The sequence below is a fragment of the Paenibacillus guangzhouensis genome (assembly GCF_009363075.1).
GTDB lineage: Bacteria > Bacillota > Bacilli > Paenibacillales > Paenibacillaceae > Paenibacillus_K > Paenibacillus_K guangzhouensis.
Map to the genome: position 1 here is coordinate 3,771,378 of NZ_CP045293.1, position 18,905 is coordinate 3,790,282.

Genomic DNA, 18,905 nt, shown 5'->3' on the forward strand with positions numbered 1-18,905 from the left:
TCCTCAGTCTCCGGGGAAATGAAGCAAGCTGCGGGAACTTGATTTGCCATCCCTATTGCTCCAGATCTGAAATAAATTGGAATATTGTTCAAGTTGATTATACGTAGGCAAAAGATGGGTAGCATCCATCTCCAGTCTCTACATCAGCTAGACCAAAGTCGGGTTCAAACAAAAAACACGCCAATATTTGGCGTGTTTAGGTGTATTCTTATGTCAGCTTGCTTTCAATCTATAGCGGATACTGGTCCATATAATCCAACAACTCGTCCACTGTTGTGAAAGCAACTCCTGTTACGGTGTCTGCACAACCGTAGTAAATCGCGATTCGGCCTGTCTCTGCATCAGTTAAAGCTGCGCATGGGAAGGTTACATTCGGCACATCTCCTACGCACTCATACAATGTTTCAGGTCCCAAGATATAGTTGCGCGAGCGGGCCAATACCTTCCAAGGCTCGTTAATATCCAATAGCGCTACGCCCATCCGATACACAAACCCATTACACGTGTTAATGACACCGTGGTAGATCAGCAGCCAGCCGCGATCCGTCTCAATCGGCACAGGTCCTGGACCAATCTTCTTCGATTGCCATGCTGAAGCATCGGAATTAATTGTACCCATCACGAAGCGATGTTTACCCCAGTACGTAAGGTCCGGGCTCTCGCTAAAGAAAATATCTCCGAACGGTGTATGGCCTGTATCACTTGGACGGCTCACCATTGCGTATTTGCCATTGATTTTACGCGGGAACAACACACCATTGCGATTATACGGTAAGAATGCATTTTCCAGCTGGTGGAAGGTTTTGAAATCATACGTATACGCGATTCCGATCGTTGGGCCATGATATCCGTTACACCAAGTAATATAGTATTTATCATCAATCTTGCAAACGCGCGGATCATAACGATACTCACGCTTTGTAACGTATTCGTCACCTTCAAATTGAATCGGGTTATCTTGAATCTCCCAATCAATCCCGTTCTGACTAAAGCCTACGAAGATATCCATACTAACGGATCTAGAATCGCAACGGAATACACCTGCGTATCCATCTTCGAAAGGAACAACTGCTGAATTAAAAATACTGTTGGAGTTTAACTGTCCATCTCGCTGAATAATCGGATTCTGAGTATACCGCCATACTGGCGCCTTATAACCACTCGGCTTGTCCTGCCATGGCATATTTGGTAGCGCTTCACCAATAATTTTAGTCATCCTGTAATCCCCTTCCTGATCGCTTTCATATGAATACAATACCATACCACGATCTACTAAGATTGTAACTCAGGTCACATACCTGATTCAAATCGGTTTATTCGTGGAACGAAAGGGACTAAAAATTCAGGAGAGCAATCTGGCATTATAGTACAATAAGGTCTCGAGACAACTTATTCAGTCTCTCGCACCCATTGTCGGTCACAAGCACCATATCCTCAATCATGATCGAGCCTACGCCGTGACCATAATAGGGCGTCTCCAAGCAAATCACCATACCCGGGCGAAAAATGGCTTCTTCCGAAGGTCCAATAAAAGGAGCTTCCTCTGCCGCGAGGCTTAATCCCGCGCTATGTCCTAAATGGCCCCGGTTATAGTTCGGAAGCCCCGATTCTCGGATGAGCGCCATCACTTCATGAAAAGCGCTGCTCATCGGTCGCCCAGGTTCAATCCATTGTAGGAGACGATCGTGCCCCACCCGCAATGCATCATATACGCGCTTCACATGATCGGAAGGAGAACCAAGCACAAACGTACGCGCGATGTCCGAACCATATCCGGCCACATCGACACCGACATCAAATTTAATGATGTCTCCCGGCTCCGACGGCCGAGTATCAAAGCGATGCGCTGGTGCGAAATCAGCTCCGACTGAAATCATATGAAAGCGGGCATTCGAGCCATCTTCATACTTCATCAATGCCATTCTGAAGTCATTTACGATTTCAGAGGCAGAACTGCCCACGCGAATGCGATGGACCGCTTCCGTCATGCCTGATTCGGCATAAGCGCAGGCTTTGCGCAGCTGCTCGATTTCCCACGTCGTTTTTATTGCGCGCAGCTCTATAAACATACGACTTGCTTCCATGAGCTGAGCCGAACGGACCGCGTTCTGCAAAGCTAAGGCGGATGAATATCGCATGGCGCCTAATTCGACGGCAATCTTGCCGTCTGATACGCCATGTTCGTCAAGCACCTGCTGGAGCAATCCGAACATCTCATCCGCCTGGGGAGAAACGGGGCGTTTTCCCTGGAACGATTCACTCGTCATTCCATACGGATCGTCGATATCGACCCAGGTGGGATAAGTTCTGATCTCACATGGCAAATCTTTCGCTACGCCAGCTGCCTCAAAATCATTGACGATCAATATCGTCTTATGGTTTGGATTCCGAAACATGACAGCCAGTGCAACTTCATTCATACGCAGCGTATACATGAACGTGCTCGGATGCCCGGACAAATAATAGAAATTTTCGCAGGTTGACGCAACGATCGCATCAATCTGTTCCTTTTCCATGAGCGCTCTTGCCCGTTCTGCTATATTGTTAAGGTGTTCTGGATCGATACGAACCACGACTTCAACTCCCTCTATGTTGAACAAGACTTGTCTTGCGATTAGTCCGGTTGATGCGCCATCTGTCGCAAAAATTTACGTGCCCGTTCAGTTTTCGGCTGGTCAAAAAATTGCTCCGGCTTCCCTTCCTCCTGAATGACCCCGTCACTCATAAAAATAATCCGATTTGCGATGTCGCGAGCAAATTTCATTTCATGTGTAACGACAATCATGGTCATCCCCTCGTAGGCCAACTGCTTCATCACGGCTAAGACCTCACCGGTTAATTCCGGATCCAAAGCGGATGTCGGCTCGTCAAACAACATAATCTGCGGGTTCATCGCAAGCGAACGTGCGATGGCTACCCGCTGCTGCTGTCCGCCGGAAAGCCGGGAAGGAAATTCGTTTTTCTTCTCGGCCAACCCCACTTTTGCAAGTAAGGCTTCACCCAATTCATTCGCTTGCTGCTTGGGCATGTTTTTCACGGTGATCGGGGCCATCGTGACATTTTCCAGCACCGTCATGTGTGGAAACAAATTAAAAGATTGAAAAACCATACCAGTTAACGCGCGAATATCCTTCATGGCTTGTTTTTTTTCTTTCGCGTTCATCGCGGCATCCCATTGTGCGCCGCCTACCTGGATCGTCCCTACTGTAGGTTCCTCCAATCCATTGATGCAACGCAGCAGCGTGCTCTTGCCGGATCCGCTCGGTCCCAGCAGAACGACGATCTCTTGGGAGCGGACATGAAGGTTAATATTTTGTAATACGGTCAAATTGTCAAATTGTTTGCTGAGACTTGTTGCTTCAATCATACGCACACACGTCCTTAATAAGCTTTGGATAATTTGGTTTCGATGCGGTTAAGGATGTTGGAGAACAGCAGACTCATCACCCAATACATCAGAGCAATCGCAATATAAAACGGCATGGCCGTATAATATTGCGCTATGAGCAGTTGAGCAGATCGCAGCAGTTCCGTTACCGTAACGATAGAAACGAGCGAAGTCTCTTTCAGCATTCCGATAAACGTGTTGCCCATAGGCGGAATGGCCGCTCTGGCTGCCTGTGGAAGAACAACCTTGACCATGGTTTGCCACGGCGATAGCCCGAGGGATACCGCCGCTTCCATCTGTCCCTTATGTACAGAGAGGATTGCGCCACGGAATGTCTCCGCTAAATAAGCACCAATGTTGATGCTTAGCGAAATGTAGGCTGCTGTGAACGGCCCAAGTGTAATCCCGAAATCAGGTAAACCATAGTAGACGATAAAGATTTGAACAAGAATCGGCGTTCCACGAATAATGGATACATAGCCCTTTGCCAGCGTGCGGATCAGCCAATTTCCTTTTAGACGAGCGATCGCTGTAATCAATCCAATGATTAATCCGAAGCACATGGAGACGATCGTAATCAGCATCGTATAATATGCACCGGTTAACAGGAAATTAAAGTTTTTAAAGACGAGTTCCATGCATAAAGCCTCCTGTTGCGCACCACGTTAAATGTTCGGTTCAACATCAAACCACTTTTTGAAGATGTTCTTGAACGTTCCGTCTTTTTTCATGTCTTCCAATGCTGTATTGATCGCAGACACGAGTTCCTGATTACCTTTGCGAACAGCGATACCGGCAACATCTTCCTTGATCGGCTCGCCTACGGCTTTCACTTGAAGTTTGTTTTTTTGCAGGATGGGTTGGATCGCAAATGTATTGTTGATGGTGGCATCAATTCTTCCCGTGTTCAAATCCATTAAAGACGTAATCACATCGTTGTACGTTGCAATTTCAAATTGTCCGACTTTGGGAATTGCAACTTCACGCAAATATTTTTCATCGTTGGTACCAAGTCCAACGCCAACTTTTTTACCTTTGAAATCTTCCAGTGAATGGATGGTGGTATTGTCGTTTTTAACGATCACGTTAACGGCGTTCTTAATATAGGGCTCGGAAAAATCCATTGTTTGTTTACGGTCTTCCGTAATCGTGACTTGACTGACTAATGCGTCGTACTTATCCTTTTGTAGTCCTGCAATCAGACCGGAGAATTCGCCTGTAATAAATTCCACCTGCACGCCTAAGCGTTTACCAACTTCTTTCGCCACATCGGCATCAAATCCATCCACTTCATTTTTATCATTCATAAAGTTGTATGGTGCGTAGGTTCCCATTAAACCTATCCGGATTTTTCCTGATGACTTGATCTTTTCCAATAAGTTAGCTGGTGCGGCCGTTTCGGTTTTATCCGTTGACTTAGCTCCGCATCCGACTAAAGCCAATGCCACGATAAGTAATAGAGATATTGCTTTGAAAGCAGGTTTTCCTTTTAACAACATGGTTGATACATCTCCTTTATTCCTCTATGTTTTAGAATGTTCCGAGTAATCCGCCAAATTCGAATTTTGCCGTCTCAGCGGCAATCCTCGCGGGCGTATATACGGATTGAAAATCGACATCATGCATCGGCCCGAACAGCCATTTGGTGAGCACACCCGTAATTAAAGAGACAAGGATGTTGACGCGAAGAGACAAGTCCGCCGTGTCCGGAAGCATCCCTAACTCTAAAGCCCGCTTAACATTTTTATTAAAAGCTTCCTCGAATGCAATCCAAGTCTGCGATACGGCTTCCCGCACCGGTGGGTCAGCACCTTGACCTTTGATCAGTAAAAATGCCATGAGGTAGCGGTTCTGATCAGCGAATTCGAACAAATCTGTTAACAATCGCGTGGACGACTCCAGCATGTCAGTTACAGTCCCCGCATGATTACGATATCCTTGTTCGATGACTTTGATTAAATTTTGTTTACCATCTTCGATCAGTTGAATGGCAAGCTGTTCTTTACTCTCGAAATACCAGTAGAACGTACCCTGTGATACCCCGGATGATTTGACCACATCGGATACCTTCGTATTGTGGTACCCTTTGCGCGCAAATAGCTCGAGGGCCGCATGACTCAGTTGCTGCTGCCGATCCTGGTCGCGATTTGATATCGTAGGCAATTGCATAACCTCTTCTCTCTATTAACTGACTCGTCAGTTAGTTAATTCCGATGGGATTACTATACTTTAATACAAATCCTATTGTCAAGCTTAAAAGAGAATGATTTAACGCCAATCAAAACAAAAAAACGGCATCTCTGCCGTCGTTTTGTACTAATTTGCTATATATCGTTAGGCCTCGTTGCCATTCATTTTCTTCTTGAACGCGTAAACCGCAATGACGATGATGACAGCCGCGTAACCGAAGACCCACCATAAGTGCGGTAAGATCGATGCATAGTCTCCAGACATGGCCGCTCTGCTTGCCTCTACAGCATGAGCAAAGGGAAGAACATAAGCAATCCCTTTAAACCAGCCGCCAATCAGATTTAGATCAAACCAAATGCCGCTAAGCCATGCGCTAAAATTGGTCAATAGCGCTCCGCAAACGCCCCCGACCTGCTTGTCATTTAATACACTTCCAGCAAGCAATCCGATTGCGATAAATAGAATAGCCGTAGGAATAAGGGAAAGAATAGAGAGTAGAGCATTGAAACTGACCGGTAACCCTAGGAAGATTGCGGCAAGAAAACAGATTACAATTTGGATCATCGCCATAGGCACAAGCGGTAAGGTATATCCCACGATGTAATCAGGGGCTGTAAGCGGAGCCGTGAACAACCGCGTCAGAAATGAACTACTTCTATCCTTGGCGATCAGCATACCGGAAAATAGTGAAACGAAAGAAAGACCAAACATCGCGACGCCCGGAACAAGTTTATGAATGACAAATATATCGGCCGGAATATTTGCTTGTAATGCCGTTAGCAGGAATAAGATGATCAACGGGAAGCCTATGCCAAAGGCTAAGTTCAGAGGATCTCGAACAATCTCTTTCCGATTTCGTGCAGCCAATGCGATGGTTTTCATTGTTCTGCTCCCTCCTTGACAACGAGTGAGACAAAGGCTTCTTCCAGCGTTCTTGCATTGCTCTTTGCCATCAATTCGGCCGCCGATCCAACCGCTTTTAATTTTCCTTCCGCCATAATTCCAATTCGATCGGACAGCGCTTCAGCTTCCTCCATATAATGCGTCGTCAGAATAATGGTTTTTTTGCCCTTTAATTTCTCAATGGCCGTCCAGAGATCACGTCTTGAGAGGACATCCAGTCCCAATGTAGGTTCATCCAGAAACAGGATTTCCGGGTTCGAGATGAGGGCCATGGCAATACTGAGCCGCCTTTGCGTTCCGCCAGATAACGTTTTTGCTTTATCCCCGGCTACATCCATAAGGTTAAACGTCATAAGCATTTCTTCCACTTTTTTCTCTACTGTTTTCTTATTGAACCCGTAAATTCGGGCAATGAATTCAAGATTCTCCCTTACCGATAAATTGCGGGCGACGGCAGTCTCCTGCGGCGAAACATTGATTTTTTCTTTTACTGCATAAGCATTGGATACGATGCTGTCGCCGAGCAGTGCGGCATCGCCGGCAGTAGGCTTGCTCAAGCACGTCAACATTTTGATCGTTGTCGTTTTGCCTGCGCCGTTGACTCCGAGCAGAGTAAAAAGCTCACCTTGTTCGATCGAAAGGTTCAGTGCGTTCAGAACGGTTTTATCTTTGAATTTTTTCGTTAAATTAGTCGTTTGAATTGCAATCACTCGTCTTCCTCCTCGTATCGCTGTGCATGGAATACATCTTGCGCAAACTGTAGAAAGTCCTCGTTTCTGACAATGGCAAGTCCACGAGCCTCATCACCAAGGAGAAGCAGGCTGTCACCGGGCCGAATGTTGAATACTTCCCTGGCTTTTTTGGGAATGACGATCTGCCCCCGTTCTCCCACCTTAACCAATCCAAACATATGCTTTCCTTTGGGCCGGATGCCCACCTTTTCCTCGCTTTCGGCATGATGAACCAGGTCGTCCAACACGACACCATATAAATTGGCCAAAGCAATACAATTATTAATATCCGGAACGGTCTCCCCATTCTCCCATTTCGCGACAGCTTGCCTCGAAACGCCAATCTTCTCAGCAATTTCTTCTTGCGTCAATCTGTTTGCTTTACGCAATTGTTTCAAATTCATACTAATCATGTTTTTCACACCTTTCATCATTAATTATAATGCGGTCTCAGGTTAATTCTACCAATTGGAGATAACATCTCTTGTTCTATTCCGTTTACATTAAAAAACGCAACCCTCTCTAGGTTGCGTTGTGTTTACATATGGTGGAGCCTAAGCACTGGGTTAAGAATGGCCCTCCTATCCATAACCGAACGGATGTTTCTTGTACTCCAAGGGGCTTGAGCCGACTCTATTTTTGAACACACGACTAAAATAATACTGACTCTTATACCCTACCTTCACGGCCAGATCCCCGATCTTGATATTCGGCATGACGTCATCCAGAATCTCCTTCGCCTTCGATATCCGAAGCTCGGTCACATAGTCAAGGAATGAAGCACCGATTTCTTGCTTCATCCGCTTGCTAAGATAGGTTTGGTTGATATGAAATAGCGCTGCTACACGAGCAATAGACAGCTCCGGATCCTGATAATGACTGTCAATATACTCGGTCACTTTTTGGATAAGCACGGTTCCATCCCCTGTAAACCCGGTAATCTCCCGCTCCTTATCCACCCTGCTTTCATGCGAATGCAAAGGATATTTCGCCTGAAGATGCTCATCGATCCGATGAAGCAGCTTGTTCAGATCACTCTTCGGCACAGGTTTCAATACATAATCGAATGCTTGCAGTTGCACGGCTTGACGCGCATATTCAAAGTTATCGTAGCCGCTGATGATGACAACCAGAACCGACGGGCAGCGTTCACGCAATATATTCATCAGATCGAGCCCATTCATATTCGGCATGTTGATGTCGACAAGACATACATGTGGCGGAGCTTCCTCCACCATATGCAATGCTTCGTTTGCACTTTTCGCTTCTCCTGCGACCTCAAAAAGATATGGACTCTCCTCAATATATTGTCGCAAGCCTTTGCGAATGATCGTTTCATCATCGACGATGACAATCTTCCACATCTTCATTCCACTCCCCTTCCAAAGGTATTCGAATGACCATAACGGTCATGCCAGCTTCGCTCTTCACTGCAAGGCCGTATGGCGCTCCGTATGCTAGTCGAATGCGATGGTTTACACTGTATAACCCAAAGCCAGCGGCAGAACGATCGTATCGATCATCAAGAAGGGCTTGATTCATCTGTTCAAGCTTCTCTTCCGGAATCATAACCCCATTATTTTCAACCTGAATGACCAAATCATCGACCTGTTTATAAGCTGTAATCGAAATTTTGCACTTTTGATCCCCAAGTGGCTTAATCCCGTGATAAATCGCATTTTCCACCAACGGCTGCAGCATGAAGCGAACGACTTGGCACTGCGCAAGCTTTTCATCATATCGAAGCTCGTAGTCCAGAATCTCCTCATACCGCACGCCTTGAATATGAAGATAACTCTCGACATGGTACAACTCCTGATCAAGCGGAATATAGGGGCTGCCTGTGCCAAGCCCTAATCTGAAATACGCGCTAAGCGCCTCCACCATCTCCACCACATTGTCTGCTCCATGTTCCGTTGCCATCCACTGGATCGTATCCAATGTGTTGTACAGAAAGTGCGGTTTGATCTGCTCATGAATCAATCTGAGTTCCATCTCCTTTCGATCCTGCTCCACAGCGTACAATTGAACAAGCATGTCATTGAAGCTTCGTCCAAGATCGCCGATCTCATCCGAACGCGTAACAACTGCTCGTATGGTTTGATTGCCGTTCTGCACAGTTTCCATTACCCGGCGAAGCGACTGAATTGGACGAATAATGGAAGAAGCAAGCAGCATCAGCAGGACGATAAGCACACTACCGATAAGCACACCTACCAGCAATGCCGTCCGCTGGGTCTTGATCACCGCTAGCGAGAGACTTGAATTTGGTACTTCGAGTACAAGCTTCCAGCCTTCCACATTTTGAATCGGAGCCTCAAATATACTCATGTTCTTCTTATCTGCTGCATCCCCCGCTCCATCTCCTTCACCCAGCTCTCTACAATCGACGATAAGCTGGCCTGACTGGTCATATAGCATGACATCTTGAGCAATCTCCTTCATCTTCTTGACGGAGACGGCTGCGGCAATATAAGCTACCTCATCATTCACCGATGGATTCACGCGATAGAGAATGACGACGATTTCGGCTGCATTCGCTTGGGATACGATCGGATTGCTCACCACATATTTGGATTCTGAATTCAGCAGTCTTCTATAGTAGGGTCGGTTTAGTATCGAAAAAGGCTTGTCCCTTGAAGACCATGAATTCCCTCGAATGTCCACCACACGTATGGATTCGTACTCTTCTGACTTCTTTGCCTCGAACTTATTGATCTCTTGCAGCAATTCCTCTCGTGTCCACTGATGGTCCGAAGCTAGAGAAGCAAGCATGTCGATCTCACCGATGCGCTGATTAAACCAATAATCGATCTGATCGCTGCGTGCAGTAACCACTTGCTGCGTTAAGTTCTTATTCAAAGGGACAACCGTATGGTTCATCTCCAGATATATCGTTACAAGCAAAGCAACGAACAGCAGCAAGAAGCAGCCTCCTGCGATCAACGTAATTTTTAAGTGAATTGATTTCATTGCAATCCTAGCCTTTCACTGTTCTATTATCGATTTACTACATACCCGAAAAAGACAAAAAAACGCTAATCTGTGCAAATACATAATGCTGTACTAAATCTATAATAGGTCTTGTGCATATTTTCACATGAAACATCATTCATGTCTAGGATATAGATGAAGGATTTGCCTAACAAATCTTTCTCTGCCTAGTGTATGTAACCAATTCATAACAAAATGAAGGAGATATTATGCGAACTCACACGAAAAAGCTGTTATCTATTCTACTCGTCCTCAGTCTTATGTTCACGCTTGCTGCCTGCGGCGGCAAAGATGCAGCACCCGCTGCAGATGCAAACGGAGTTCAAGTCTTTGAAGGCGTTGGGCAAGGTAAACATGGCGATATTAAAGTACAAGTTTCCTTTGCAGATAACAAAATCACTGACATTAAAGTAACAGAGCATAAGGAAAATGAAGTACTTGCAGAACCTGTGTATACGCAGCTCAAGCAAGATGTCATGACAACGAACAGCGCAGAAGTTGATGCCATTAGCGGATCTACGGTTACAAGCAAAGGATATCTCGAAGCAATTCAAGATGCCATTACAAAGTCTGGACTTTCTCTTGTCGCTGGCTCTGCAGTCCGTAGCAGCAAAGACACAGAAGAAGCTGAGCAAACCTATGATGTTGTCGTCATCGGTGCCGGGGGTGCTGGCTTTAGTGCGGCGATCGAAGCGAAGAGCGCTGGAGCTAATGTCGTTCTGCTCGAGAAAATGCCAGCTGTTGGCGGCAACACATTGATCTCCGGTGGTGAGATGAATGCGCCTGACAACTGGGTTCAACGTGCTCTTGGCATTACAGATGACACGGCTGACTTGTTCTATAAGGATACGATGAAAGGCGGAGACAACCTCGGGGATCCGAAGATGGTTCGTATTCTTGCCGACAATGCTCTAACATCTGCCGAATGGCTGCGCGATGCTATCAAGGTAGAGTTCTTACCTGATCATCTATTCCAATTTGGAGGCCATTCCAGAAAACGTGCGTTGATTCCTGTAGGTCATACAGGCGCTGAATTGATTACGAAGTTAAAAACCAAAACAGACGCTGACCAAATCACAATCAAAACGAATATGAAAGCCGAAACCTTGCTGAAGGACGAAAGCGGCAAAGTAACAGGTGTCACTGCAACTTCGGGTGCTGGCGACAAAATCATATTCCATGCGAACAAAGGCGTCATCATCGCTACCGGTGGTTTTGGATCCAATGTAGAGATGCGTAAAAAGTATAACCCTGAAATGGATGAAAAATATATGTCTACCGACACACCAGGATCTACAGGTGACGGTATCGTGATGGCAGAAACGATTGGCGCCAAGCTGACAAACATGAACAGTATTCAAACGTATCCTATCTGTAATCCTGAGACAGGTGTTATTTCCTTGGTTGCAGACTCCCGCTTCGATGGTGCGATCCTGATTAATCAAGAAGGCAAGCGCTTCGTTGAGGAATTAGAACGTCGTGACGTTATTTCTAAAGCAATTCTTGCCCAAACCGGCGGATATACGTATCAATTATGGAATCAAGGCATTGCGGATATCGGTAAAACGATCGAAGTTCATCAAGACGAATACGATCAACTCGTTAAACAAGGCTTACTCTATAAAGCCGATACGATTGAAGAGGCGGCTGATTTCTTCAAAATTGACGTGAACACTTTGAAAGAAACGATTAAGAAAGTAAATGCGTATGCGAAAACAGGTAAAGACCTTGATTTCAAACATCGCGGTGGATTGAAATCTCTTGAACAAGGCCCTTACTATATCGAAAAAGCTGTACCATCCGTTCACCATACCATGGGCGGCTTGGTGATCGACGAGAAGACTCGCGTATTGAATGAAAAAGGCGAAGTCATTCCTGGGCTGTTCGCTGCTGGTGAAGTAACAGGGGTCATTCATGGTGCAAACCGTCTAGGCGGTAATGCCATCTCTGATGTCTTCACATTTGGCCGGATTGCAGGCAAACAAGTTGTAGCAGAGTAATCTTAGTAGGTTAGTCGTAAAAACGTACAATAGTTTGTAGAGTGCAGTTTGACTGGTAGCTTACAAGCTTCCCTCTACGACATAGCCAACCGCCCTGTCAGCAACATTACGAACAGGGCGGTTTATTTATTCGTGTCACGGTTATTCCCTACTGTGAATTATAAGAGGAAACCGCTGAAAATCATAAGGATATTAATCCATGTATGCCAGATCACGACTGGAAAGATACTTTTGGATTTGATCGTAATGCCTCCGAAATATAACCCTCCCAGCGCATAAGCGATGCAAGCACCCCAAGAGAATCCAAGGGAATAATGCTGTAAGCCAAACCCTGCGCTGGTCACAATTACTGCCCACTTATCACCTAATTGTTCTGAGAACCGACTAAGAAGCATTCCTCGCCAGATGATCTCCTCCAACACATTTATGATGGAAAAAGCGATCGCGAATAACCAAATCTCTTGCACGTTATTCCATCCGTTTCGAATAACAAATGGCATAAAAACAAAAGAAATCGCTGCAATTGCGATGAGTAAGAAATTGTTAACTTTTGATTGACGGAAGCCTGACCAAATAAATGGTATACCTATCTTCTCGTTCCAATGCGGTTTCTTCGCATACAGCATGAAGGGTAATTTTTGAATAAACGCTATGATAAACAAGGGAATGATTATACAAATCAGTGACAATCTGTTTAGAAGGATATGCCATTCCTGTGGCTTCAGATCGAGGATCCAACTTGAGTTTAGGAATAGATATAGAGCAAATCCGACACCCAAACCTATCGTTGTCAGTAAGAATGATCGCATTGGCTTGTAAATGAAGAACAATCCGGTACAACCTCCCCACAAACACATCAATAAGTAGTTTTGCGTTTGAAGGGAGGTAATAAGTGCCCCAACTAATAACAGACAAGCTAGATTCCTAAGTAATGTGAAATTCATTTTATCCTCCTTATGGATTAGACAATCGTGGAATTAAGCTGGAGGGTACTCATTTGTCCATATTATCGAGGTCCTCAATACATATACTGCATTGTTGTGAGAGGATGTGAGAATTGACTTGGATATGAAGAAAATGGGCTTTGCAGATCGCGTAATCTTTATTCTTGGACTAACCTTAGCAGGTGTACTGACATTTGTCCTTGTGATCGGGGTCATTGTTGCAGTAATAAAATTTTACATGGACAACAAGGAACGAACAATTCAAGTACAGTCAGATCCAATGCTAAAGGATGATCCGATGTCACCTTCGGGAAGCATTTCGACGTTATCTGAAGACGAAGAACGGCAAGTCAATGATGAGCTAGAAGGACCACCGAATTAGGTGATTTTAGAAAGGAGATGACGCAATTGGCAACGAGAAATCAAGGGATGTCGAAGTTCTTTAGTGATGCGAAGAATGGATTTCTAAATTTCGCCAATAACTATTCCATAGCGGTGAACAGTGGTGCGAAAGTGTCAGGGATGCAAATTATTGAAGCTATGGAGGGATTGAATCAACCATCCGATATTCCTGTTGGAAAACTGTTCACAGCCGTTAAAATTGGCGTGCAACATGCCAGTGAACAAATGGTGAATTCAAGTATGGAATTCGTTGAACAAATGAAAAATAATCAAAAAAGCAAATAGGAAATTTTGACTCTCTGTTTCGTGTCTTCTCCTCTTGGTTGATGAACTTACGTTATTGACCAGAGGTTTTTTTGAGTTGAATTCCGAATGCATACATAAACTATACGGTCTGGATTGTTGAAAAAATGTAGGACCACTTCCTTTTTAACGAAAATAAGGAAGTAGTCCCTTTTTTCATTTTCATGTATTTATTAATCTTTATTTTTCTTATCTTTTTCTTTTTCCTGTTTCTCAAGCTCTTTTTGTTCTTTTGCTTTCTCTTTTTGTTCTTTTGCTTTCTCTTTTTCTTCTTCCTTTGCTTTTTTCTTTGCTAATTTCTCAAGCTCCTTCTCTTCTTTCAGTTTCTCTTTTTCTACTCTATTCGCTTGTTTCTCAAGTCGAGCTTGCTCTTTCGCTTTTTCTTTTTCCTCTTTTTTCCCTAATTTTTGCTCTTTCATTGCCTCTTCACTCATGTTTTATCCCTCCATTTTGGAATTAATAGCCTGGTTTAAACGGTTTCTGACAACTTCTGGATTAAAATATTCAAGCATATGAATCCCTGGCATCAATTGGAAATAAATATCATATATCTTGTAAGGAATTTTAGCGTGCAGTTTAGGAATACGAAGATTGATCGGCTTTTGGAACAGATCGACAGCCTCTTCTTCGCTCTTGAGCCCAGAGTCAATCACTTTTCTGTAGGATTGTAAACCCATCGAGCTGATTGATTTACCAATCCCCTCTTGTCTGTGAGCAATTTTCTCAAATAAAGAAGCTGGTACGTACTTTGAATTCACAATTGATATATTGTGAGAAACGATAAAATCACTTTTGTCGCTTATCAAAATCGATTCTCTCAGATATAAAGGAGCACCAGAGGACTCCCTTTGATGAACAGCATGTTCTTCATTCAATTGCTCTTGTCGAATGACCGTTACGCGCATCTTTTCGTTCAACAAGGTTTCTAGCAAATCTGTAGTTCTTCCGTCTGTCACTAATAGCAAATCGAAAATCAGTTTCTGCAAAAAATCCAATGCATCCCCCGCATGCTGCGAGTCCTTGCCATCAGTATTTCTATCTGTCATACAGTTTCCTCCATTAGCCGTATGTCAACTCGTGTTGATTTATAACCTTTGTACAGCAGCTTCTGTTATGATAACTTGCTGTTAACGATACAGACCGGAATCGCGGAGCCCCTGCAAAAATGTGTTAAATTCGTCAAGATTCAACTGCTGCTTCGCATCAGAAAGTGCAACCTGCGGATTTGGATGCACCTCGACCATGATACCGTCTGCGCCAACCGCAAGCGCAGCTTTCGCGCAAGGAAGCATAATATCCTTTCGACCCGTAGAATGGGTGACATCTACGAGAACCGGGAGATGAGTCTCTTGTTTCAATATCGGAACAGCAGAAATATCAAGTGTATTACGTGTCCATTTTTCATAGGTGCGAATTCCACGCTCGATTAACATGACTTGGTTATTACCGCTGGATAGCAGATATTCAGCCGCATACACGAACTCCTCGAGTGTGGCGGAGAGGCCACGTTTCAGCAGGACAGGCTTTTGGGTTTGGCCAACGGCTTTCAACAGATCGAAGTTATGCATGTTGCGGGCACCAATCTGAAAGATGTCAATATAATGAGCTGCCGTGTCGATTTGCAAAGGGCTCATAATTTCACTGATCGTCACCATACCCGTTTCATCAGCCACTTCCTTCATGATTTTCAACCCTTCTTCGCCAAGGCCTTGAAAATCATACGGTGATGTTCTCGGTTTGAACGCGCCTCCTCGTAAGATGGTAATGCCGGCATTCCTCATTGCGGTAGCAACCGTTAATAGCTGATCTCTGCTTTCAATTGAGCAGGGTCCAGCGACGGTGACATGCGTAGAACCGCCGATTTCAGCATGCTTTACTTGAATAATCGTATCTTCACTCTTCTGCTGGCGGCTAACAAGAAGCTTGCGCTCGGCCGGAGCCTCCTTTTGTACTTTGGGATTCGCAAAAGTATGGGTAGCAAGCTCATTTAGTAGTTGTTGGTTGCCAACTGGCTCCGCTAGTGAAATGCCCTGTTTGTTCTTTTCTTGAACGATTTCCGTAGCCATTCGAGCACGTTCGTTCATCAGATCGAGCAATTGTTGGTTAATTCCATCCCATTGCGTAATTAATTGTTGCCATTTGTCGCTCATGACGGGCACACCCTCTTTTTCAAAATTAACTGTAGCCTTACCCTCACCAGCTTAATCTTTATTTCGCTTCTGGATATATACCGGTTTGGTCGATGGCACGTTATTCAAGAGTCCAACCCGATCGAGAAGCGTCGCGTCGGTAATGATTTGAATGGTGACAGGCAAATGAAGCTTTTCAGATAATCGAGTTTGGATGTCCTCCTTACTCCATTGTCCAGCATCGTGCGAATCAAGAAGAACGTGCAAACCATCCTCATGCTCCAATACCTTCCATGCATCTGGGGCAGGTGTCAACGAATAGACTGCTTCTTGGATGTCATAAGCATCTAGAATGGTATCACCGATCACGATTCGATCCTTACTTCTGCCGTAATGAACCAACTTGCCCATTGTTCGCCCACAAGCACACATGGAAGGTTCAACGGAGATAATATCTTCATTAAAGTATCGCAACAGAGGAGAAGCTTGATGAGAGAGCGTTGATATCGCCGCAAACCCTCTCTCTCCTTGAGTTACAGGACCTGAACCATCTTCATGTAGCACTTCTACGCAAAAATCCTGTTCCACGATATGCATCGTGCCATATTCACACATGGCTGCAATATTCGCGGTTTCAGTCGAACCATACATATTATAAACAGGTACACCCCACAGCATTTCTATATACTCTTTGCGTTTATCACTCATTAATTCCCCGGCAACACAAATGGCCCGTAGCGCTGGTAAATCTTTGAACACATCCAAACCGATGAGACGCGCTGCCTCAGCCAGAAGCTCCATCTCGCGTGGAAGTCCTGCTAATACTGTGACTTGTAGGCGCTTCATTAGATTTAATACTCTCGGGTATGGCGTAACGACCGTACGTCCGCTTGCAGGTACAACCCCAGCTCCTGTGTGCCAGGCAGCTTGTTGCATTAAGAAGGCGGGTAGCGCCAAGGCATACGGGAATCGAATCAGCACAAGATCATCCGCTGTCAATCGAACGCCACATTCCTGCAGCTGTCTTCCGCCTACTCGCATATCTTCTTGCGTGAACCAAGAAGCGGAAGGTTCCCCGGTTGTACCCGTGGATTCGTGGTATTGGGCAATCTCACTTATCTTGACAGCGAGGTGTCCGAAAGCACCCGCGTTCCGGAGATCTTCTTTTGTTGTCAATGGCAGTGTTTGGATGTGATCCATTCCAATACTATCAATGTTATATTTCGCTAATCGATCCTTATATAAAGGGGATTTCGTTAGGCGTACTAAAAAATTTTTGAATTTTCCCTCCTGCTCCCTCTGAATATCGGTCATAAGGGCACCTCCTCTCGGTGTTGCACGGCGCTTTGGGATGGTTAATGCGAATCCTCCATGCTCCTGGCCAACTTAATTGAATATTCGCGTTGCTTTGCCAAAAGTTCGAGGAATATCATGTTTGATCTCCACTTCGCAATCAATCCCGATTCGATCTGCCATATGCTTCTTGATTTTCGTTGCCAATTGCTCATCTGTTAAATCCGTCCGAAACGGTTCCGCTTCAATCTTTAATGATCCTTGATTCAATTTGAAGTGATACCACATACCCACATCCGGAATTTCCATCAAGAATTGTTCTAATAGGAACGGTGAATAGTCTTCATCTCCCAATCGAAGCATGTTCTCCATTCTTCCTCTCAGATGCAGGACGTCCATCGTGATACCACAATCACATTTGGATTTCTGCAAATACCCGATATCTCCACTGCGGTAACGCACCATTGGCATGGCTTCGCGCAGCAGCGTCGTTACAATGATTTCTCCCGTCTTGCCGTAAGGGAGCTTTTCCATCGTCATTGGATTAATGATTTCGACTTTTACATGCCCTTCCATCACGTGATAACCTTTGTGCTCACTGCATTCAACCGCAACGACACCGCATTCGGTCGATCCGTAGAAGAAGGATACTTCGCATCCCCACCATTTTTCCAAACGCTCACGGAATGTATTGGAGCAACCTTCACCTGTAAGCAATATTTTTTTCAATCGTATATCTTCTCCGATTTTTATGCCGAACCGCTCGCTTTCTTCAGCCAAAAGTGCCGCATAGGAGGGGGTCGTAGTCAGAACTGTTGCTTGGAACTCCTTCATCAATTCTAATGACTTATCGACGGGAGCCATGTAACCGCCTTTGCCAAGTGACAGTACTGCCGTTCCAAAAGCAAATTGATACAACCGCTGAAATCCAAGTCCGGGCAGAGCAAATTCATAAGGCAAGGCAATGGCCACCACATCAACATCCGTTTCCTTAAACAATTCCAAATATTTCGGCAGTAAATCATAGACATACTGATCAGCTAACGAGTACGAGGTATAGATAGGTTTTCCCGAAGTACCGCTCGTGAGGTGAACCTGACCGATTTCTTTCGGATCTAAGCATAAGATTTTCTGCTTATCGCCTCGAATGACGTCTTTATTCAATAGCGGTACATTTGTTAATTGCTCCAGACTTTCAATTTCTGGCACTGTAAAGCCTGCTTCTTCCAGCTCTGAGCGATAATATTCATTACGATTCCAAATATGAGTAAGTGTTGCGTTAATCGCTTTTAACTGATAATCTTCAATTCTTTGCCGAGGCAGCTTCTCAATGGTGCTTCCATCCTCATCCAATTGATTGAAAAAAGCTTTGAATTGTTCTAAATGGGATGTATGTTCGTCCACGGATACCTTCATTTTATGGGTTTGTGCTTTCATAGAAATCCTCCTAAACATTTTCAGTCCAAACCTCCGGCATGGTAATTCGTCTAGCAATCTCTTATTGATTACTAGTAGTAGATACGCTCCCTCCTCCCTAGTCACCCTATTATGAAATGCTAGCAATGTCAGGCTTGACTCGGACAGCCGTATATCTTCTAAAAAGTGATTATCTCATCCAATCATAGTAG

The 18,905-nt window shown here is 44.8% G+C and carries 20 protein-coding genes; 3 read left to right on the top strand and 17 right to left on the bottom strand.

Going from position 1 to position 18,905, the window contains the following annotated elements:
* Positions 1 to 229 precede the first annotated feature (229 nt).
* The 11 genes from GCU39_RS16860 to GCU39_RS16910 form a co-directional block, all read right to left on the bottom strand.
* On the bottom strand, positions 230 to 1,216 hold the full coding sequence (locus GCU39_RS16860) for a glycoside hydrolase family 130 protein (RefSeq protein ID WP_152394580.1): 987 nt from the start codon (positions 1,214 to 1,216) through the stop codon (positions 230 to 232).
* Between the two features lie 145 nt (positions 1,217 to 1,361).
* Positions 1,362 to 2,600 (bottom strand): M24 family metallopeptidase, encoded by a 1,239-nt coding sequence (locus tag GCU39_RS16865; protein WP_227793239.1) that lies wholly within the window; start codon positions 2,598 to 2,600, stop codon positions 1,362 to 1,364.
* A 14-nt stretch (positions 2,601 to 2,614) separates the two neighbouring features.
* A complete protein-coding gene (locus GCU39_RS16870; RefSeq protein ID WP_152394582.1) occupies positions 2,615 to 3,367 on the bottom strand; it encodes an amino acid ABC transporter ATP-binding protein in 753 nt (250 codons plus the stop codon).
* 14 nt (positions 3,368 to 3,381) lie between these two features.
* Positions 3,382 to 4,026, bottom strand: coding sequence for an amino acid ABC transporter permease (locus tag GCU39_RS16875; RefSeq protein ID WP_152394583.1), 645 nt, complete (start codon positions 4,024 to 4,026; stop codon positions 3,382 to 3,384).
* A gap of 27 nt (positions 4,027 to 4,053) precedes the next feature.
* The gene (locus GCU39_RS16880) at positions 4,054 to 4,887 is read right to left on the bottom strand and encodes a transporter substrate-binding domain-containing protein (RefSeq protein ID WP_152394584.1); all 834 of its coding nucleotides are present in this window, start codon (positions 4,885 to 4,887) and stop codon (positions 4,054 to 4,056) included.
* Between the two features lie 31 nt (positions 4,888 to 4,918).
* Positions 4,919 to 5,557 carry a TetR/AcrR family transcriptional regulator gene (locus tag GCU39_RS16885; RefSeq protein ID WP_152394585.1) on the bottom strand — a complete coding sequence of 213 codons (639 nt, stop codon included), beginning with the start codon at positions 5,555 to 5,557 and terminating at the stop codon, positions 4,919 to 4,921.
* Between the two features lie 165 nt (positions 5,558 to 5,722).
* Positions 5,723 to 6,460 carry an ABC transporter permease gene (locus GCU39_RS16890; protein WP_152394586.1) on the bottom strand — a complete coding sequence of 246 codons (738 nt, stop codon included), beginning with the start codon at positions 6,458 to 6,460 and terminating at the stop codon, positions 5,723 to 5,725.
* On the bottom strand, positions 6,457 to 7,188 hold the full coding sequence (locus GCU39_RS16895; protein WP_227793644.1) for an ABC transporter ATP-binding protein: 732 nt from the start codon (positions 7,186 to 7,188) through the stop codon (positions 6,457 to 6,459). The genes GCU39_RS16890 and GCU39_RS16895 overlap by 4 nt, the downstream gene beginning before the upstream one ends.
* Positions 7,188 to 7,625: a helix-turn-helix domain-containing protein gene (locus tag GCU39_RS16900; protein ID WP_152394588.1), complete on the bottom strand. Its 438-nt coding sequence runs from the start codon at positions 7,623 to 7,625 to the stop codon at positions 7,188 to 7,190. Before GCU39_RS16900 ends, GCU39_RS16895 begins: the two co-directional genes overlap by 1 nt.
* A 168-nt stretch (positions 7,626 to 7,793) precedes the next feature.
* Positions 7,794 to 8,582 carry a response regulator transcription factor gene (locus GCU39_RS16905; protein WP_152394589.1) on the bottom strand — a complete coding sequence of 263 codons (789 nt, stop codon included), beginning with the start codon at positions 8,580 to 8,582 and terminating at the stop codon, positions 7,794 to 7,796.
* Positions 8,551 to 10,185, bottom strand: a complete 1,635-nt coding sequence (locus tag GCU39_RS16910) for a cache domain-containing sensor histidine kinase (protein ID WP_152394590.1) — start codon at positions 10,183 to 10,185, stop codon at positions 8,551 to 8,553. The genes GCU39_RS16905 and GCU39_RS16910 overlap by 32 nt, the downstream gene beginning before the upstream one ends.
* A 230-nt stretch (positions 10,186 to 10,415) precedes the next feature.
* Here GCU39_RS16910 and GCU39_RS16915 point away from each other — a divergent pair, with 230 nt between their 5' ends.
* Entirely contained in the window at positions 10,416 to 12,206 is a 1,791-nt protein-coding gene (locus GCU39_RS16915) for a flavocytochrome c (RefSeq protein ID WP_227793240.1), read from the top strand.
* A gap of 158 nt (positions 12,207 to 12,364) precedes the next feature.
* Here GCU39_RS16915 and GCU39_RS16920 read toward each other — a convergent pair whose 3' ends face one another.
* Entirely contained in the window at positions 12,365 to 13,150 is a 786-nt protein-coding gene (locus tag GCU39_RS16920; RefSeq protein WP_152394591.1) for a CPBP family intramembrane glutamic endopeptidase, read from the bottom strand.
* A gap of 124 nt (positions 13,151 to 13,274) precedes the next feature.
* Here GCU39_RS16920 and GCU39_RS16925 point away from each other — a divergent pair, with 124 nt between their 5' ends.
* Complete coding sequence (locus GCU39_RS16925) at positions 13,275 to 13,532, top strand: hypothetical protein (RefSeq protein WP_227793645.1); 258 nt, start codon at positions 13,275 to 13,277, stop codon at positions 13,530 to 13,532.
* A 17-nt stretch (positions 13,533 to 13,549) separates the two neighbouring features.
* Complete coding sequence (locus GCU39_RS16930) at positions 13,550 to 13,837, top strand: hypothetical protein (protein ID WP_227793241.1); 288 nt, start codon at positions 13,550 to 13,552, stop codon at positions 13,835 to 13,837.
* Positions 13,838 to 14,028: 191 nt separating this feature from the next.
* On the opposite strand, the gene GCU39_RS16935 is transcribed toward GCU39_RS16930, so the two are convergent.
* The 5 genes from GCU39_RS16935 to GCU39_RS16955 form a co-directional block, all read right to left on the bottom strand.
* Positions 14,029 to 14,289 (bottom strand): hypothetical protein, encoded by a 261-nt coding sequence (locus tag GCU39_RS16935; RefSeq protein ID WP_152394594.1) that lies wholly within the window; start codon positions 14,287 to 14,289, stop codon positions 14,029 to 14,031.
* Between the two features lie 3 nt (positions 14,290 to 14,292).
* On the bottom strand, positions 14,293 to 14,901 hold the full coding sequence (locus tag GCU39_RS16940; RefSeq protein WP_152394595.1) for a chorismate pyruvate-lyase family protein: 609 nt from the start codon (positions 14,899 to 14,901) through the stop codon (positions 14,293 to 14,295).
* A gap of 81 nt (positions 14,902 to 14,982) precedes the next feature.
* Positions 14,983 to 16,005 carry a bifunctional 3-deoxy-7-phosphoheptulonate synthase/chorismate mutase gene (locus tag GCU39_RS16945; protein ID WP_152394596.1) on the bottom strand — a complete coding sequence of 341 codons (1,023 nt, stop codon included), beginning with the start codon at positions 16,003 to 16,005 and terminating at the stop codon, positions 14,983 to 14,985.
* Positions 16,006 to 16,056: 51 nt separating this feature from the next.
* The gene (locus GCU39_RS16950; protein ID WP_152394597.1) at positions 16,057 to 17,298 is read right to left on the bottom strand and encodes a phenylacetate--CoA ligase family protein; all 1,242 of its coding nucleotides are present in this window, start codon (positions 17,296 to 17,298) and stop codon (positions 16,057 to 16,059) included.
* A gap of 72 nt (positions 17,299 to 17,370) precedes the next feature.
* Positions 17,371 to 18,714 (bottom strand): phenylacetate--CoA ligase family protein, encoded by a 1,344-nt coding sequence (locus GCU39_RS16955; protein WP_152394598.1) that lies wholly within the window; start codon positions 18,712 to 18,714, stop codon positions 17,371 to 17,373.
* Between the last annotated feature and the right edge of the window lie 191 nt (positions 18,715 to 18,905).

Bases quoted from the DNA above. Each gene is read 5' to 3' on its own strand.
- GCU39_RS16860 (WP_152394580.1), bottom strand. From the start codon at position 1,216: ATGACTAAAATTATTGGTGAAGCGCTACCAAATATGCCATGGCAGGAC.
- GCU39_RS16870 (WP_152394582.1), bottom strand. From the start codon at position 3,367: ATGATTGAAGCAACAAGTCTCAGCAAACAATTTGACAATTTGACCGTA.
- GCU39_RS16875 (WP_152394583.1), bottom strand. From the start codon at position 4,026: ATGGAACTCGTCTTTAAAAACTTTAATTTCCTGTTAACCGGTGCATAT.
- GCU39_RS16880 (WP_152394584.1), bottom strand. From the start codon at position 4,887: ATGTTGTTAAAAGGAAAACCTGCTTTCAAAGCAATATCTCTATTACTT.
- GCU39_RS16885 (WP_152394585.1), bottom strand. From the start codon at position 5,557: ATGCAATTGCCTACGATATCAAATCGCGACCAGGATCGGCAGCAGCAA.
- GCU39_RS16890 (WP_152394586.1), bottom strand. From the start codon at position 6,460: ATGAAAACCATCGCATTGGCTGCACGAAATCGGAAAGAGATTGTTCGA.
- GCU39_RS16900 (WP_152394588.1), bottom strand. From the start codon at position 7,625: ATGATTAGTATGAATTTGAAACAATTGCGTAAAGCAAACAGATTGACG.
- GCU39_RS16905 (WP_152394589.1), bottom strand. From the start codon at position 8,582: ATGAAGATGTGGAAGATTGTCATCGTCGATGATGAAACGATCATTCGC.
- GCU39_RS16910 (WP_152394590.1), bottom strand. From the start codon at position 10,185: ATGAAATCAATTCACTTAAAAATTACGTTGATCGCAGGAGGCTGCTTC.
- GCU39_RS16915 (WP_227793240.1), top strand. From the start codon at position 10,416: ATGCGAACTCACACGAAAAAGCTGTTATCTATTCTACTCGTCCTCAGT.
- GCU39_RS16920 (WP_152394591.1), bottom strand. From the start codon at position 13,150: ATGAATTTCACATTACTTAGGAATCTAGCTTGTCTGTTATTAGTTGGG.
- GCU39_RS16925 (WP_227793645.1), top strand. From the start codon at position 13,275: ATGAAGAAAATGGGCTTTGCAGATCGCGTAATCTTTATTCTTGGACTA.
- GCU39_RS16930 (WP_227793241.1), top strand. From the start codon at position 13,550: ATGACGCAATTGGCAACGAGAAATCAAGGGATGTCGAAGTTCTTTAGT.
- GCU39_RS16935 (WP_152394594.1), bottom strand. From the start codon at position 14,289: ATGAGTGAAGAGGCAATGAAAGAGCAAAAATTAGGGAAAAAAGAGGAA.
- GCU39_RS16940 (WP_152394595.1), bottom strand. From the start codon at position 14,901: ATGACAGATAGAAATACTGATGGCAAGGACTCGCAGCATGCGGGGGAT.
- GCU39_RS16945 (WP_152394596.1), bottom strand. From the start codon at position 16,005: ATGAGCGACAAATGGCAACAATTAATTACGCAATGGGATGGAATTAAC.
- GCU39_RS16950 (WP_152394597.1), bottom strand. From the start codon at position 17,298: ATGACCGATATTCAGAGGGAGCAGGAGGGAAAATTCAAAAATTTTTTA.
- GCU39_RS16955 (WP_152394598.1), bottom strand. From the start codon at position 18,714: ATGAAAGCACAAACCCATAAAATGAAGGTATCCGTGGACGAACATACA.